The organism is Erysipelatoclostridium sp. MSK.23.31 (genome assembly GCF_019125875.1).
Taxonomy (GTDB): Bacteria; Bacillota_I; Bacilli_A; order Erysipelotrichales; family Coprobacillaceae; genus Thomasclavelia; species Thomasclavelia ramosa.
In genome coordinates this window covers 129,769-149,215 of the sequence record NZ_JAHOCB010000001.1, presented here as the reverse complement: position 1 = coordinate 149,215, position 19,447 = coordinate 129,769, and the positions used below count along the sequence as shown (strand labels likewise).

The window sequence follows — 19,447 nt, the reverse complement described above, 5'->3', positions numbered from 1 at the left end:
ATTGTATATACAATGGAATACACGGAGGAGGGGTCAAGTTACTATTATAAGCAAGGGGAAAGAGTATGAGTATAATAGCAAAACTGACCGAAAAGAAAGATTTTTCAGCGTCGGAATCTAAAATCGCAGATTATATTATTGAAAATAAGGAGGAGATATTACATCTTACAATTAGAGAATTAGCTAAAACAACATATACTGGGGCATCGACTGTAATGCGAGTCATAAAAAAAATTTATGATGGTAGTTTTTCTGATTTTAAGGTCGATTTAGCTTATGAATTACAAAATATGATGAGTAAAGGAAATAATAAAATCTTATTTCAAATAAAAAAACAAGAAACAGCTTTTTCTGTTATGGAAAAAATTGCAAGTGTTGAAAAAGATACAATCGATCGAACAAAATTGTTATTGAATTATCAACAAATTGAACGTATAACTAAGTTGATCAACAAGGCTACAATAATCTATATTTTTGCAGATGGAATTAATGAGCAGATTGGACACGAATTTAAGTATATGATGGCTCGGATTGGAAAAGCTGTAGAGATTGCAACCGATAACTTTTGGGTAGCATTAAATTGTTTAAGTGAATCGGCTAATCCATTGGCAATCTATGTTAATCATCGTGAACATAATGTTCAATTATTAGAGAAGATAAGATTAAATCATAAAATTGCAATTCCTGGGATTGCTGTTACGGGATATATTAATTCCACTTTTGAAACTTGTTGTAAAGAAGTGATTACTATTCCTACTGGAGTTAGTTATTCAGATCTAGCTCCTGTTATTTATACAACTGCAATACGTTATGTTTTAAATACGCTCGTGGGCTGTGTGATTGCTTCAAATCATGAATTGAGTATGGATAAATTGATTGACTATACTGAATTATCACAGACAGTGAAATAGTTTTACTTTGAGTTGGTACAATGTGCCAGCTTTTTTTTATTTGTGAGCTTTTATTTAGAAACATTGTTCCAAAAGAAATGCATATGTTTAAAAAATAACGTATTTATGTTAATAATATGGATAGATAATAAATATTAATGGATTGTTACTTTCAGTAGGCAAGACCAAAGAGCACTAATTAAAGCTTTTTAGTCGTGCCTTTTTTAGTGTTTTAAAGGAGGGAACATTAAGTATAAAGTAGACTATTTTTTAAGAAAGGAAAGGGAAAAATGAGAAGAACAAAAAGAATTATAGCTTCTTTAGTTGCAGCAGTAACAGTTATATCGCAAGTTATGCCAATGATGAAAGTTACTGCAGCAACCGATAATGTCAGATTAGCAACATTTAATATTGCGGCTAATAAAAAACCTGATATAACCAAGCTAAATGAATTATTGAAGACAAATAATGTTGATATCGTAGGATTGCAGGAAGTGGATATTAATACAAGTCGTAATCCATACAATATGTTAGAGAAGTTTGTAGAGCAAGGTGATTATGCTTACAGTTCATTTCAAAAAGCAATTGAAACTGGTGGTGGTGATTATGGTGTTGCACTACTGTCAAACTTAGAATTAATCAATACAAATGGTGGAGCTTTGAATAGTGAGGGAATTAAAGAAGCTCGAGCATGGCAAAAAGGAGAAATTGAAGTAAACGGTAAAGTTATTGCAGTTTATAATACTCATTTGACATATGAGTCAGTAGAAGCTCGTGCGAAACAGTTATTAGAGTTAAAAGCAACTATGGATCAAGATCCGGCAGAATATAAAGTTGCTTTTGGGGATTTTAATGTAGATCAAAATCACAATGAAATTTATCCATTTTTAGAAGATTACAACATTGCAAATGGTAAAGGTGGAAAGTGGTACGATACCTTTAATGGTACTGATGCAAGTATGAAGACTAGTGCAGTCGATAATATTATTACTTCTAGAAATTTAGAAATTAGTAATATTACAATGGTTGAAACAGATTTATCTGATCATAATTTATTTTATGCCGATGCTAAGTTATTAGATCAACCAGTTGCTTCTAGAGATTATTTAGATCTTGTGATTAGCGATGCTAATGCTTTAGATGAAGGTAAATATAGTAACGCTTCTTACAACACTTTAGATGAAAAATTGGTTGCAGGGGAACTGCTTGATCAAAATGCTACTCAAGAGCAAATCAATAAGGCTGTTAAAGATATTCAAACAGCACAGGATAATCTTAAAACAAGATATCCTAATTTAGCTCTAAATAAAGACGTTAGTGTATCAGGACTAGAGGTGAATGATGGAAGATGGACTGCACCAATGGCAGTAGATGGTATTGTTTCTAGTGATAGTCGTGTATCTTTGGCTAAAGATAAAGATGAGCAATGGTTAGAAGTTGACCTAGGTAAAACAGAAACTATTTCTAATTTTGTGATTAATTATGAATCACAAGTACCTGCTTTCAAGATTCAAGTTGCTGGTGAAGATAAAGTGTACCGTGATATTTATGAGGTTAGTAATTTAGAGGGGCAAATTAGCAATATTCAAAAGATTTCAATTGATCCTACTGAAGCACGATATGTTAAATATGTCCAATTAAAACGCTGGACACATAGTGGTAATGGGAAACAATACAGTGGCAGTATTTATGAATTTGAGGTATATGAACAAGATCCAGATGCCAAAGATTACAGTAATATTGCATTGAATCGGCCTGTTAGCGCTTCATCATTAGAAGTAGGTGATGGCCGCTTTACTGCACCAATGGCAGTAGATGGAGTGGTTTCTAAGGACAGTCGGGTATCTTTTGGTAAAACTGCAGATAATCAATGGTTATTAGTAGATTTAGGAAGTCGTAAGACAGTATCTGAATTTGTAATCAATTATGAATCATGCCCACCAGCATTTAAAATTCAAGTATCTACTGACGGTGTAAACTATCAAGATGTTTATGAAGCTGCTGATCTTCCAGATGGAGGACCTAGTGAAATTAAAGAGATTCAAATTGAAGCAACAAAAGCAAGATATGTTAAGTATGTTCAATTAAAACGCTGGACCCATACTAATAAAAATAAATATAGTGGCAGTATTTATGAATTTGAAGTATATAAAGAAAGAGATCATACAGTTACAACTGCTGATGAAGTTTTAAAGTCATTGAATAAGGAAGCGCCACAAATCAATGGTAATAAAATTGTTTTACCAGCGGTACCTGATGGCTTTGAAATTAGTTTATACGGTTGCGATAATAAACAGGTTGTAGCAATGGATGGAACAATTACTCGGCCATTGGAAGATATGGATATTAATGTATTATATCAAGTTAAAAACTTGAATGATGAAACTGATATTGCTTATAGTGAAGCCGATATTAACTTTATTGTACCTGGAGCTTATAACAAGGAAGAAAGTATTAATGCTAAGCCTAATGTAATGCCGGGATTACGGGAATGGAAAGGTAATGAAGGAGAATTCACATTATCAAAGAATTCAAAAATTGTTGTTAAAGATGCCAGTTTGGAAGCTACTGCTAAACAAATTCAGTTTTATTTAAAAGAGATGATCAAACATGAACTTGAAATTGTTACTAGTGGTGAAAAGAGTGGTGATATTGTTTTAGTAAAAGATGGTAGTGTTGACAACTTAGGGAAAGAAGGATATACGCTTGCCATCGATGATATGATTGAAATTAAATCTAACTATGAAACAGGAATTTTATATGGTGGTATTTCAATTACCCAAATGTTTTCGCAGAATGATGGGATGAATAATGTAGCTAAAGGATTAGCGCGGGACTACCCTAAATATGAGGTTCGGGCAGGTATGCTAGATGTAGCTCGTACTTATATTCCAATGGAGTATTTACAAGAAATGACGATTTATATGGCATACTATAAACTTAATGAAGTTCAAGTTCATGTAAATGATTATTGGGGAGCTACAGGGTATTCAGCTTTTAGATTAGAGTGCGATACTTATCCAATGATTACAGCTACTGATGGCAGCTACACTAAAGAGGAGTATCGTCAATATCAGATTGACATGAAAAACTATGGAATCAATGTAATTACGGAAATTGATACGCCATATCATGCTGAATGTTTTAGAAATGTTCCTGGAGTAAAAATGCTTAAAGCAGGGGCGTTGGATATTAGAGAACAATCCTCTTATGATGTTATTGAAGCTGTTCTGGATGAATATTTAGATGGGCCAAATCCTGTTATTCAAAGTGATAAATTCCATATTGGAACAGATGAATATGATAAATCATATTCAGAGCAAATGCGTAAATGGACTGATCATTTTATTAATTATGTTAATGATAAAGGATATGATACAAGGTTATGGGGGTCTTTAGGTAGTCGAGGATTTAACGGAACAACACCAGTATCAAATGATGCTACGGTTAACTTATGGGCACCATATTGGGCAGATGTTAAAGAAACTTATAATGCCGGTTATGATATCATCAATACTTGTGGGGGATGGTTATATATTGTTCCTGGAGCTAATGCTGGTTATCCAGATCGTTTGGATATTGCTTCATTATATGATAAGTTCGATGTTAATAATTTCTCACCAAGTCGAAATGCCGGACAAGGTACTGCAATCATGCCAATTGCTCATCCTCAAACTAAAGGTGGTCAATTCTGTGTATGGAATGATATGACTTCATATGGTGGAGGATTTACATGGTTTGATATTTACGATCGTTTTATTGATGCAGTTATGATTACTAGTGAAAAAACTTGGTATGGAGAAAAGACGGATGGTCAAACTGCTGCTGAGTTTGTTGAACGGGCTAATAAATTAAATAGTGTTGTACCTGGGGCAAATCCGGGAAGGGTAGTCGAATCAAAAGGAGAAAATATTACAGCAATTGATTTTGAAACAATTAAAAATGGAAAAGCAGTAGATACTTCAGGAAATAATTATAATGCTACATTGAATAACGCAATTATTGAAAAAGCTAATGGTAATAATATTGCTACTGTAAATGGAGATGGGTATGTGGCATTGCCATATAAATCAATTGGTTATCCTTATACAGTAATGATGGATATTAAATTAGACAGCAATACATCTGAAAATACCGAAATATTTAGTGGTGATGATGGTGTTATGTATGCTAATATCGATGGAACTGGAAAAATAGGATACTCACGTAGTGGATATAACTTTACTTTTGATTATGAACTTCCCAAAGATACTTGGGTAAATTTAGCTTTGACTTGTGATCAAAAGAATACGACTTTATACATTAATGGAAAAGCGATAACAACGGGAATTAATATGGGCACTGCAATTAATAACCGTAAAGATTCTAGTACATTTGTTTTACCAGTTGAAAAAATCTTAAATAATGCAAAAGGTAGTGTTGATAACATTAAGATTTATAATAAAACCTTTAGTGCGACAGAAATTTCTGATGAATTAGGTTATATTCAATTAGAAAATTTAGCTTTAAACAAAAATGCAACTGCATCTTCCGTAAATCCACTTACTCCTAATTTGACACCAAATTTAGCAGTTGATGGAGACAATACTAAAGTTACAACTAATCGCTGGTCAAGCAAACGGGCAACAGGTGCAGGAACTAATGAAGGCGATACTGAATATGGAACAGTTGAACAAGATCTTACGGTAGATTTAGGGGCAAACTATAAAGTTGATAAAGTATTTATTTCTTGGGAAGGTGCTTATGCAACTAAATACACGATTCAAGGCTCATTGGATGGTGTAAACTTCTTTGACATTAAAGATATTACTAATGGTACTGGAGGAGAAATAACTCATAAAGACTTAGGTGATGTTGAAACACGTTATGTAAGAATTGCTTGTCATGATGCTAAAAATCGTAATTGGGGATATTCAATTTATGAATTAGAAGTATATCAAAGTACTAATGAGGGATTAAGAGCATTAGTTAAAGAAGGTCAAGCTGAGCTAGCAAAATTTGATGCTGGTAATAAAAATGGAAATATTGCTAAAGATGATTATGAAGTATTTGAACAAAAATTTGAGGATTATTTAGCACTTGCAGACGGTACAGAAATTTCTACTGAGGAAATTGGCAAGCTATTAAAAGAAGTGACTGCGATAATCAACTCAATAGAAGATAGTGTGATTTATTCAAAAAACGAATTAAATGAACTATATCAAAAAGTTAGTTTATATCAAGAAAAAGATTTCACAAAGGATAGCTTTGTTGATTTTAATACAAAATTAACTGCTATTAAAGGATTAATTGATAATGCTGATGATTATATTAAAGTAAATGAAGCAATGGGACAATTACAAACTTTAGATAGTAGTTTAGTTAAATTGGATCGAAGTAAATTAAAAACAGCTATTGAAAGTTATGATAATTTTCAAGAAACTGATTATACAACGAGTTCATGGCAAACGATGAAAACAATTGTTGATGCTGCTAAGCTTGTTTATGAAAATGTAAGTTTAAATCAAGTGGATGTAGATAATGCGATAGCTGCTCTTAATGAAATTAATTTAGAAAAACGAGGAAATACTAAAGAATTAGCGAAATTATTAAAAGAATACGATGAGGCTGATTATACAATAAGTACATGGGCAGAATTTGCAGGAGTATATCAGGCAGCAAATGCAATGGTAGTCGATAATAGTGATGTTAACCAAGAACAAGTAGATGCAATGGTTGCATTAGTTCGAGAGGCTGCGATGAAACTTCTAGAATTAGGTAATTCAAAAGACCTTGAAAAAGTTATCAATAAAATAACTGAAGCGATAAAAGATCTAGATCAAGCTAATTATAATCAAGATTCATGGAATAAACTTCAAACAATGATTAAGGCAGCAAAAGAATTATTAGATAGTAAAGATGTATCTCAGGCGGAATTAGATGCTATGTTAGATTCATTAAATCAAGTTTATGATGCTTTAAAACCAATAGAAGTAAAACCTGGTGAGGAAACGGAAACACCAACTAACAAACCAGTAACTGATACAAGTGATAAATCTGTAAAAACAGGTGATGATGTTAATTTATTTGGTTATGCAGGATTATTAGGAATAGCTCTAATGGGATTAATTTGTCGTAAAAAATTTGATTAATTAAAAACAGTATTTTTGTGGTGACCCTCTATAAAGTGATATGTGTCCAGAATTCTAGATATCTATCACTTTAGGGGGTTTTTATATGGAACATTGTGCCATGTTTATATCTTTTATACGAAACATTGTACCGTAATTGTATAGACACATTTCTTTTATGTATAAATAGTGCTATATTAAAAATATAGCAAAGGATTGTTACTTTCAGTAGGCAAGACCGAAAAAGCGAGATGCTTTTTAGTCTTGTCTTTTTTTACTAAAAACATCTGGCTTCAAAAAAGGAGGGACATGCACAGAGGGAAAATAAGTAAGATTTTTATTAATCAAAGAAAGGGAAGAATTATGGAAAAGATATTAAGGAAAGGTTTTATTTCATTATTATCACTCTTGATGGTATTTACTACATTTAACCAACTTATTACAAATGTAGCTGCTGAACAAGAGTATGAAAATATCGCATTGGATAAAGTGGTTGTGGCGAGTAGTGCTATTGCCGGCAATGAGGGGAGCAATGCAGTTGATGGTAAGATGGATACTAAATGGGAAGTAGGTAATATTAGTACAAACCCAAGTATTATAGTTGATTTAGGGAAAGAGGAAAGTTTTGAAAAAATTACATTAAAGTGGGCTAGTAATTTTGCATTTCGTTATAAACTATATGTGGCTAAGACCGACCAAAAATATGGACAAGTCCTATTCCACGAAGAGGGTACTGGTGGCGATGAAGAATGGGAAATGGAAGAAAATACAATTGCCCGCTATGTGAAAATTGAACTGATTGAAGCTAAGAGCGGAGAAAGTACGATTGGTTTAAAAGAATTAGAAGTTTTAAGAGTTAAGAAGGATACTAGTAATGATCCAGTTAATATTGCTTTAAATAAACCAGCATATGCTTCTGGCAATGAAGCTAATTTGGATCGTCTTGGACCAGGTGGAGCCTTTGATGGTAAATACAGTAATGATTATAATGAACGCTGGTCAAGTGGAAATATTACTAAGAGTCCCCAATGGATCTATGTTGATTTAGAAGCAGAAATGACATTTTCATCAATACATATTTTTTGGGAAAATGCTTTTGCGACAAAATATGTATTGCAATATTCTAATGATGTTGGAACTGATAAAAATTGGATAACATTTGTAAATGTAGATGATGGTAAGGGAAGTTGGGAAAAATTTGATTTTGATCCAATTACAGCTCGGTTTGTTCGTTTATATGCTACAGCAAGTAATGGTGTTGGTAGTGCTAAACCGATTTCTATTTGGGAAATGGAAATTTATGAAGAAGTAAATAATAGTCTTACAGTTGATGATATTGCCAAAGATTTTACAATCGGAACAATTACTTCAAATATGGATAAGATGCCAGTATATCATTATGATAATGATAATATTGTAGCAGAAATTTTTTGTAGTGATACTGACTTTGTAGTTGAAGATAATGGAATGATTCATAAGCCATTGGTAGATAAGGAAGTGTTAGTTACTTATATTATTAAAGATAAAAGAACTAATGCAACTAAGGAAATGAAAAATATTCCAGTTATAATTCCAGGGCAAAATTCAGTTGCTTTAGATAGTAATCCTGTCCCTACTACAGTTCCAACGATTCAAGAATGGAATGGAGCAACAGGAACTTATCAATTAACTAATAATTCTAGAATTATTGTTCAAGATGAAAGTTTATATAAAGCAGCTCAAATTACTAAAGATGATATTAAGGATTTATTTGGATTAGAATTAGAAATTAGTAATACAACAGTAAAAAAAGGAGATATTTTATTAACTAAAGAAAATGCGGATACCACTATTGGTGATCAGGGATATACATTAGAAATTGGGGATAGTATTACAATTAAGTCAACAACTTATCAAGGTATTTTCTTTGGAACACGCAGTGTTTTACAAGCATTAGTTGCAAGTGGGGATGCACTGACAATTAATAAAGGTGAAGCACGAGATTATGCTAAATATGAATATCGTAAATTCATGTTGGATGTTGCCCGTAAATATATGCCAATGTGGTATTTAAAAGATTTTGTTAAATATGCATCTTGGTACAAGTTCACAGATATTCAAGTACATTTAAATGATACTTCATACAACGGTCATTCGCGTTTTAGATTGGAGTCAGATATTCCAGGATTAACGGCAACAGATGGTTATTATACAAAAGGTGAGTATCGTGATTTCCAATATTATGCTGAGGATTATGGAATTAGAATTGTTTCTGAGTTCGATACTCCAGCACATTCAGCAGTGTTTATTGACAATAATTCTGAATTAGGATTTGATGGAACACATTTAGATATACGCTTAAATTCTGATAAAAAAGAAACAGTGTATAAATTTATTGCTGATCTATATGAAGAATATATGGGGGGAGATAATCCGGTTTTTGTAACCGATGCATTTAATGTAGGGCTTGATGAGTACAATAGTGCATACAAGGAAGATATGACCCAGTATACTCAATACGTAATGGATCTTGTTTATAATAAATATGGTAAAACGCCAATGGCATGGGCTTCTATGGGATGTGTAGATTCTGATAAAACAAAAATACCAGATTATCCAATTATGGATGCTTGGGCAAATTATGCAATCAGTTTAAAATCATTATTTAATCAGGATTATAAATTAATTAACGCAACTAATAAGTATGGTTATATTGTTCCTGGCGGGAATAATGGTTATCCAGATTTTGCGAAAGAAGAAGAAATGTACAATAACTTAAGTGCTGGAAAATTTAGAGATAAAATGGGCGCTGGAGTTGATGTTGCTGAAGGACATCCAAAAATTGTTGGGGGTTCGATTTCATTATGGAATGACCGAGGAATCTTTAATGGGATTTCTGTTTATGATGTTTTTGCAAGAACACAAAGTATCTTACCAATATATGCTCAAACCTTTTGGTACGGTAAAGATAATGACAAGTCATATGACCAATTTAAAGCTGAGGTCAATACTTTAGGTACTGGTCCAAATGTTGAGATGGATAAAGAAATTAGCAGTAAAACAGAAAAAGTATATGACTTTGATATGGAAAATACTTCAAAACAAGGGGATAATTTAGTCATTAAAGATAATTCTGGAAATGGTTATGATGCTACTGCAATCAAAGCAACAGTTGAAACAACTGATGAAGGTCAGGCATTGAAATTAAATGGTGATGGTAATCTACAAATGCAGCATAGTGCATTGAAATGGCCGTATACTTTAGCTTTTGATTTAAAAATCGATGAATCACAAACAGGCGATATTGTATTATTTGAAGAAACAATGCCAATAGAAGAATGTAATCAGTGGATTGATACAAAGTATCAAACAAGAAAAATCTATTTAAAAGAAATTGATGGTAAATACAAGCTGATGTACGATCGTGATAGTTATCATTATGAGCATAATATAGAACTTGAAAAGGGAAAATTATATCAATTAGCTTTTACTTCTGATAAAAAATATACTAATGTTTATCTAGATGGAGTAGTTAAATCAACAATCAATGGACCAATTCTTACCAATTCGGGGAATAAGTGGTATGATTCAGCTTCAATCAATTTACCACTACAAAAGATTGGACAAAATTTAGTAGGAACATTAGATAATATTAAAGTTTATAATCGTTTATTGAATAATGAAGAAATTAAAAATCTTTATGATACAGGAATAGATGTTATTCATGAAAATGTTGCTTTGAATAAAAAAGCAACAGCTTCAAGCAGCTATACTGATTATCAAACACCAAATAAAGCATTTGATGGAATCATTAATCAAAGTGCTAGTGGTCCTGAGCAATCACGCTGGGCGTCAGCACGTACGCATGATCAGTGGATCCAGGTAGATTTAAATAAAGTTTATAAAGTTGATCAAATCAAGATTACCTGGGAAGATGCTTATGGAGTGGACTATGAATTAAAAGGCTCAGTTAACGGTAAAGACTGGTTTACGATCAAAAATGTAACTGGTAATGTAGCTAAGGAAAATAATCATACTGGATTAGGTGATATTGAAGCACGTTATATTAAATTAATTGGTACAAAAGCTGCTAATAACGCTAAGTATGGATATTCTATTTATGAAATTGAAGTATATGAAAATCCTAAAAATGATTTACTTAGAACAATTAGTCAAGTTAAAGATAAATTAAGTGAAATGAATGTGGGTAATTTCCACGGTCAAATCAAAGAAGAAACTTATCAAACTTTCACGGCTTATTTAACCAATCTTGAAAATGAAGTGGTAGGAAAAGAAAGTATCAGTGAAGAAGAAATGCTTAAGTTCAAAGAAGAATTGTCTAAAAAATACACAAATTTAAAGAAACAGGTTGTAAGAGTTGATAAAAGTGCTTTAGAAACAGTGCTTGAAGTGGCGGAGAGTAAACTGGCAGAAGGGTACAGTGAAGCAAATAGTACAGTTTCAAGCTGGCAAAGTTTCATACAAAACAAAGAAGCAGCTGAAGCAATGGCTGATAGAATGGATATTACTCAAAGCGATGTTGATAAGATGGTATCTGAACTGCAAACAGCATTAGATAATTTAACATTTAGGGCATTGGAATCATCATTTAATGAACTGGTTGTACTGATTGATGAAGTTACTAAGATGGAAACTGATTATTCTGCAGAAATGTTTAAGGTTATGAAAGGATATCTTGATCAAGCAAATGCCTTAGTTGCACTAGGAGCAGGAGAAGTAGTTGAAAAAGATGTTCAAGCCAATCTAACAAATCTTGCAAATGAAAAAGCCATTCTGATTAGTTACCGGGAATTAAAGGTAAGCGTTGAAGTTGCAAAAGAGATTTTGGATAAAGAAGCAGTAAATCTTCGACCAGCTACTTTGAAAGTATTGCAAGATGCTTATGAAGCAGGAAGAAAACTAATAGATGATAACAGTAAGGAACTTATAGTTTTACAAAATGCAAAACAAGAAATCAATGAAGCGATTGAAGGACTTTTAGAAATAGTAGAGCGCAAGGATTTAGATAAATTGATTGAACAGGTTAAAGATTTAAAAGAAGAAGATTATACTGAAGAATCATGGAAAACGTTTAAAAATGGTTATGAAAGGGCCGTCACAGTTAATCAGGATCTTGACGCTAATGAAGGTGCTATTCAAAATGCCTACGATGAATTACTAAGAGCTTTCAATGAATTAAAGCAAGTTGTTAATAAAGATAATTTATTACTCCAAATTGAATTGGCAAAACAAGTTCTTGCTAACAAAGATAAATATGATATTGAGTTAGTCAAGGAATTAGAAGAATTATTAAGTCAGGCAGTTGCACTGATTGCTAATGATGTTAGCAGTGAAGATGTTAATAAAATGAGTGATGCTCTATTAACAAAAATCGAAGCTGTTAAAGCTAGTCAAAAAGAGGAACCGAAGGTTGAGGAACAGCCAGGGACTGAGGTATCAGACAAAACAAAGAAAAATGCTAAAACAGGTGATGAAACAATGCTCTTTGAATTTGCAATGATATCATTAGTTGCACTTTTAGCTGTGGTTAGATTAAGAAAGAAGAGTTAATTAGTTAAAGGGTCATGTTCAAAAGCGAATATGACCCTTAATTATACAATTAATCGATTTTATTAATCGATAATGATATAATATTGTAGAGATAAATGTGGGGTGTATGAGATGAAAATTAAAAACTTTAAAAGAATCTATGTCGACATCGTGATATCATGTTTGATCATTGCTGTTGTCGCAACTTTTTTTGCTTTTAAATCTCAAACAATTTCACAAGAACAGGTTCTAAATACGTTATCAGAAATTTCTAGTCAAAGTGTAAATGTGATTGATAAAGAGATTCAAAAAAATGTTGCAGTTTTAGCAAATTTATCAATTTATATTAGCCAAGAGGATGCTTTTGATCCCGTCAAAATTATTAACAAAATAAAAAAAGTGAATGAAATTAATAATTTTAAACGAATTGGAATAATTGATGAGAGAGGACAGTCCTATACGACAGATGATAATAATATTTTATTAAATGAACAGCAAATGACCCGTTTTAATAAAGCGATGAATGGTGAAGTATCAATTACTGATACATTGCCGGATTTGATTGATGGTGAAGAAGTTAGTGTTTATACGTTACCCATAACCTTTGATAATGATCAACATTGTGTACTTTTTGGAGCTTATGCATCACGGTATTATAAAGAGACTTTATCGGTTTCTACATTTGATGGTTTAGGGTATAGTTTTATTATTAAGGAAAATGGTGATAAAATTGTAGATTCTTCTAACAAGACAAGCATTAAATTTTCTAACTTTTTTGATGATATTGGGGCAATTTCAAAAGAAAATAAAGAAAAGCTGGAAAATTTAAAACATAATATTAAAAATGAAAAAAGTGGATTTTTAGAGTATGATCGGACAGATGAAGCTAGATATTTGTATTACCAAAAGCTTGATGTTAATGATTGGTATTTGTTGAGTGTTATTCCTGCTTCGGTGGTTGATAATAATATTAATGGAATGCTTTTTTTAGGTTATATGATGCTAGGCTGCTGTTTATTAGGAATTTTATATTTAATTACTCGAATTGTATTGATGTATCGTAATAATCAAAAACGTTTAGAAGAAGTGGCACTAGTTGATGAGGTAACGGGATGCGGTTCATATACACGCTTTAGACTGGCTGGTGGTGATATTTTAAAATCTACCAAATCTAAATATACAATGGTTTATTTCAATATTTTGAAGTTTCAGTATATTAATGATTTATATGGCTATGATGAGGGTAATCTTATTTTAGTGAAAATAGCTAAAATTTTAAATAATTTGTTGCAGGAAAAAGAGTTTTGTGCACGAATTCAAGCTGATCACTTTGTTGCTTTATTACAATATGACTCTGTTACACAGTTGAAAAAGCGGGCAGAGTATATGATTAAAAATATGGAAAATGCAATTAACAGTAATGATGAAGCAGCTTATCGAATTAAAATGATTGTTGGGATTTATTTAATTGAAAATTATAATGATCGAATTGAATCAATGGTTGATCGAGCCGCAACTGTGATTCGTGATGAAAATCGCCATGAACTAGAGAATTGTAATTTTTACAATGATAACATTCGTCAAAGAATGTATAAAAATAAAGAGTTGGAAGACTTGTTTGAGGAAGCCTTGCATAATCATGAATTTGAAGTTTATTTTCAGCCAAAATATAGTACAAAGAAAAAAAGACTTTATGGAGCTGAGGCGCTGGTTAGGTGGAAAAGCAGTAAACTAGGATCGATAAGTCCTGGAGAATTTATACCGGTTTTAGAACGCAGCAGTAATATTATTGAATTGGATGAGTATGTTTTTGTAATTACGTGTAAGCAGATTCGTAAATGGCTTGATGATGGTCTTGAGGTTGCTCCTATAGCGGTAAATGTTTCGCAATTACATTTATATCGTCAAGATTTTGTTGAAAGTTATCTAAAAGTAATTGATGCTTATCAGATACCCTATAATTTAATTGAATTAGAGATGACGGAAACAAGTCTGTTTGATAATCGTGATATTTTAAAAGATATTCTCAATAAATTTAGGAAATTAAAGATTACAGTATCTATGGATGATTTTGGTTCAGGTTATTCTTCAATCATGATGCTCGAATCAATGCCAATCGATTGTTTAAAAATTGATAAAACAATGATTGATGATTTGGAGGTCTATTCAAAGGCTAAAGAAATTTTGAAATCGATTATTAGTTTAGCTCAATCTTTAGGGCTAGTCGTTGTAGCTGAAGGTGTAGAACAGGCTGGACAGTATGAGGAATTAATTAGAATGAAGGTAGATTATATTCAGGGATATTATTGTGCTCGACCGCTGCCATTAGATGAGTATGAGAAAATTTTAAAATTAAAAAAGTAAAAAGATTCAATTATTTTAACGTAATTTTTTGAATTTTTTTAGAAATTTCTAAGTTATGATTATTGAAACTTAAAAAGTCTTAATAATCATAAAATCTCATTGATTTTTAGCTGGAAAAAGCATAAGATAGTTCGTGAATATAGAAAAATGGATTTAAAGATGGGAGAGGGTGATAGCATGAAAAATCGAATTATATCAGTTGTTTTAAGCTTCTTTGTCATAGTAAATATAATTTTAATTGCTTGTGCCTTCAATGTTACCCCCCTAACGATCAAAAGAGATACATTTGTTTATGAATATGGTAGTGAAATATCGACTAAGCCGCAAGATTATATTAATGCTAATGAGGCAATTTTATCACAAGTTATTTTGAATTTTTCGAATTTAAAAAATGAAATTGGTGAATATAAAGTATCTGCTACATATTTAGGTGTTGAATATCCTTTTTATATAAAGATAGTTGATACAACTAAACCAGTTGTAACATTAAAAGCATCTACGTTTAATGTTCATTTAAATACTGAAGTATATGCAATTGATTTAATTGAAAAGGTTGAGGATAATTCAGATATAGCTGCATATTTTATTGATGAAAATGGTGAGAAGTCAACACATAAAGTGTTCACTGAAAAAGGTTCTTATGTTGAAAGGATAATTGTTGAAGATCAGGCAGGAAATCAATCTGCCAGTTTACGAGTTAAAATAGTAGCTGGACAAAATGGTAATAATCCTACTCTTACAGGAATTGATGATATTGAGGTATTAAAAAATAGTAAATTTAATCCTCTTGATGGAGTGAAAGCTACTGATGGTAGTGGGAATGATATTACTAAGAATATAAAAATTTTAAAAAATAATGTTAATACAGATAAAGTTGGTGATTATGAAGTAATTTATTCAATTACAAATGATAAGGGACATAATCTCCAAAGAACAAGACGCGTTAGTGTCATTAAAACAGAAAAGGCAGGAGAATAGATGATAACCAATGCTATTATTATCATATCGATTATAATCTTTATTTTAATTAATTTTATTGATAAGAGTAATTATGATAAAACCTCTTTAGCGATTAAATACGGGGCTTTTTATATGCCGCGAATTGAAGTAAAAAAAGAATATTGGCGTTTTATTACCGCTAATTTCGTTCATATCGATATTATGCATATTTTTATGAATGTATATTGTATTTATAATCTTGGCCATTTTTTTGAATACTTATTAGGAACGGGCGCATATTTATATCTAATCTTCATAAGCTGTCTTGCTACTAGCGGAGCTTGTTATTATCATGGTAAAAAATATGCTTATGCATATAATACTGTGACTTTAGGAGCTAGTGGGATTTTTTATGGTTATTTAGGTGCAATGATTGCTTTAGGAATACTTGTAGGCGGTTATTTTGATTATATGTTGCAACAATATATATATGTGATTTTAATTAATGTAGCTTTTACATTTTTCAATCGTCAGGTATCAAAGGCGGGACATTTTGGAGGTCTGGCAGGTGGCTTTTTAGCAACTGCAATGTTGATTGGTTGTGGTGTATGGCACTTTTAGTTGATGGTGATGCTTGTCCTGATTTACCAGCAATTAAAGATTTAGCTTGGAAATATCAGGTTGAAATGACGGTTTTTGTTGATTATGCTCATTTTATACAGGATGATTATTTTAGAACTATTCTATGTGAAGTGGGAAGTGACAGTGTTGATCTAGTTTTATTGAAACAGGTTCAAGCAAATGATCTTGTTATTACTCAGGACTATGGTCTAGCAAGTTTAGTGTTATCAAAAGGGGCTAAAGTTTTGCATATTTCAGGAAAAGTAATTGATGATAATAATATTGAAGAATTATTAATGAGTCGTTATGTATCAGCTAAACAACGAAAAAGTGGTAGGCGGACACGTGGACCAGCTAAAAGAACTGATGAAGTAAGAAATCAGTTTTTAAAACAATTAGATAAAATATTGATACAGGCATGAATTATTCTGATGATTTGTGCCTTTTTATTTTAATGTTCATCAATTTAATGTATAATTAATATGATAATATTGTGATGTAAAAAGGGGTGGTTTGATGAAAACACTAAAAACAATTTTAGTATTGTTAATTATGTCAATGCTGATCAATATCATCCCAATTAAAGCAGCCTCCCGAACTGTTAAAGTTGCTTATCCAATTCAATCTGGATTAACAGAGATAGATGAAGATGGATTATATTCCGGCTATACTTATGAATATTTAAAAGAAATCTCTCGATTTACGAATTGGAACTTAGAATTTGTACGCTTAGAAGGCACAGTAAATGAGCAGCTGTCAAGCGCTATGGAAAAGGTCAAAACAGGCGAGATTGATTTAATGGGTGGGATGCTCTATATTGATACCTTAATCAATGATTATGATTATTCGGCAACCAATTATGGCATGGGAAATATGGCTATCTATGTTAATTCTAATAATGCTGAAATCAATGATACTAGTATATATTCTCTTAAGAATTTAAATGTTGGAGTTGTTTCAACTAAAAAGGAAACTAATGTTAATTTAAAAGATTTTGGAGATATTAATGGAATTAATATTAATCAAATATTTTTTGATAATACCCCAGATTTATTAACATCATTAGAGAGAAATGAAATAGATGCTATGGTATTATCAGATTTATCAATTGAAGAAGGTAATTATCGGGTCGTAGCACGTTTTTCGCCTCGTCCATTTTATTTTGTAATGACAAAAGGAAATCAAGAACTGATGTCAGAGCTAAATGAAGCGATGACACAGTTAAATAAAGAACAGCCTAATTATATGAGCAATCTTCATGAACGTTACTTTTCTTTAGCGAACCGTAATTTCATTCTTACCGAAGCTGAGAAAGGTTTTGTTGCAAATAATTCAAAAATTGATGTTCTTATATTGGGTGGGAAAGCCCCAATCCAGTATTATGATGAAAAAAAAGGCAAGGTTGTAGGAATTACCGTTGATGTGCTTAATTATATTGGAAAACTGAGCGGTTTGAAGTTTAATTATATTTATGCCAATGATATTGATGAATATAATAAGCAGATTGAGACGAAGAAACCAATGATTATTGGTGGGGTGTATAATAGCAATCCAGAAAAATATATTACGACGAAAGCTTATTTAGATTCAGCGATGACGCTAGTAACTAATAAAAATATTAATGCTAATGAGCTAGACGGTAAACAGGCAGCAATGATTTATGATTCTGAAGTTGATAGTGCCGCAGTTGGAGATAGTAGTAACAAAGTTAATTATTATGGAACTCAGTTAGAATGTATCAAAGCGGTAGAAAACGGCACAGCTGACTATACGTATATAAATAATCATGTTGCCTTGTTTTATAATAGTAATTATGATTTCAAGAATATTAATATTATTCCTCAAGGGAATTTAAGAAATCAAGGCAGTTATTTTGCAATTAATACAGGTGTTGCGGATGAGCTTTTAGATATTATCAATAAAGGAATTGATGTCGTATCTTACAGTAAGATTGAAGAAATTATATTTACTAATGCCAGTACCAGTGAAAATGATGTTACTTTCTTTGACTATGTTGAAAATAATCAACTTCAAGTAGCTACTTTTACGCTTATGGCAGTTGCCATTATTGTGCTGTTTTTCTTGATTTGGCGTAATTATATAAATAAACGTAATAATGAAAAGATTTTAAGTGAGTATAAGCGTTATCAACAAATTAGTGAATTTTCTCATGATTGCTTTGTTGAATATAACATTGCAACTGATACCCTTGTTTTAATGGGAGGTGGAGCCAAACTGCTTTCAAAGGAAACGATTATTAAAGATTTTTTAAAGAGACCAATTTCTAATAAAGATACTTTAGAAATGAGTCTACGTAATTTGACGGAATGTGAGAGTGAGGAGTTTGTTAAATTTATTGATGGGAAAAAACGTTGGTTAAAGATTAATTTGCGTCCGATTTTTGATTTGAATAATAAACCGACACATATTATTGGAAAGGTTATTGATATCCATTCTGAAAAAGAAGAACAGTTATTATGGCGGGAGCTGGCTCAAAAAGATAGTTTAACAAAAATTTATAATTCTGCAGCTTGTCGTGAAAAGGCAGAAGAGTTTTTACAAAATAATACAGCAGCCCAAGTTGCTTTGATAATTATTGATATTGATAACTTTAAATATATTAATGATACTTATGGACATTTATGTGGTGATATTGTCCTTCAAAAAATAGCTCAGGCATTATTGGAAGTGAGCCATCCTTTAGATATCTTTGGACGGGTTGGTGGAGATGAATTTTTAACATTAATAAAATATCCTAAGAGTATTGAAAAAGTAGCTGAGTATTGTCAAAATATGATTAAATCAACTTCAAAAGTAGAATACCAGGGGACCCATATTATTACAAGTATTAGTGTTGGTGCCGTAGTTTCGAGTGTTTCGTTGTCTTATGATGAATTATATAGATTGGCAGATGATGCTCTTTATCGTGTGAAAAACAATGGTCGCAATAATTATTGTATTATTGATTATGATAAAGAAAATACCAGTTCGTAA

Annotated in this window: 8 protein-coding genes; all 8 read left to right on the top strand. The window is 31.6% G+C overall.

The window, feature by feature from the left end; translation table 11 throughout:
- The first annotated feature begins 65 nt into the window (after positions 1 to 65).
- Entirely contained in the window at positions 66 to 911 is an 846-nt protein-coding gene (locus KSU54_RS00655; RefSeq protein ID WP_003537032.1) for a MurR/RpiR family transcriptional regulator, read from the top strand.
- A 269-nt stretch (positions 912 to 1,180) separates the two neighbouring features.
- Entirely contained in the window at positions 1,181 to 7,021 is a 5,841-nt protein-coding gene (locus KSU54_RS00650) for a discoidin domain-containing protein (protein ID WP_003537033.1), read from the top strand.
- A 342-nt stretch (positions 7,022 to 7,363) separates the two neighbouring features.
- On the top strand, positions 7,364 to 12,550 hold the full coding sequence (locus KSU54_RS00645; protein ID WP_226814465.1) for a discoidin domain-containing protein: 5,187 nt from the start codon (positions 7,364 to 7,366) through the stop codon (positions 12,548 to 12,550).
- 111 nt (positions 12,551 to 12,661) lie between these two features.
- A complete protein-coding gene (locus tag KSU54_RS00640; protein WP_217746571.1) occupies positions 12,662 to 14,893 on the top strand; it encodes a bifunctional diguanylate cyclase/phosphodiesterase in 2,232 nt (743 codons plus the stop codon).
- Positions 14,894 to 15,070: 177 nt separating this feature from the next.
- A complete protein-coding gene (locus KSU54_RS00635) occupies positions 15,071 to 15,871 on the top strand; it encodes an immunoglobulin-like domain-containing protein (RefSeq protein WP_224209033.1) in 801 nt (266 codons plus the stop codon).
- Positions 15,872 to 16,453, top strand: a complete 582-nt coding sequence (locus KSU54_RS00630; protein ID WP_003537037.1) for a rhomboid family intramembrane serine protease — start codon at positions 15,872 to 15,874, stop codon at positions 16,451 to 16,453.
- The gene (locus KSU54_RS00625) at positions 16,441 to 16,875 is read left to right on the top strand and encodes a YaiI/YqxD family protein (RefSeq protein WP_003537039.1); all 435 of its coding nucleotides are present in this window, start codon (positions 16,441 to 16,443) and stop codon (positions 16,873 to 16,875) included. The genes KSU54_RS00630 and KSU54_RS00625 overlap by 13 nt, the downstream gene beginning before the upstream one ends.
- Positions 16,876 to 16,969: 94 nt before the next feature.
- Positions 16,970 to 19,447, top strand: coding sequence for a transporter substrate-binding domain-containing diguanylate cyclase (locus tag KSU54_RS00620; RefSeq protein ID WP_003537041.1), 2,478 nt, complete (start codon positions 16,970 to 16,972; stop codon positions 19,445 to 19,447).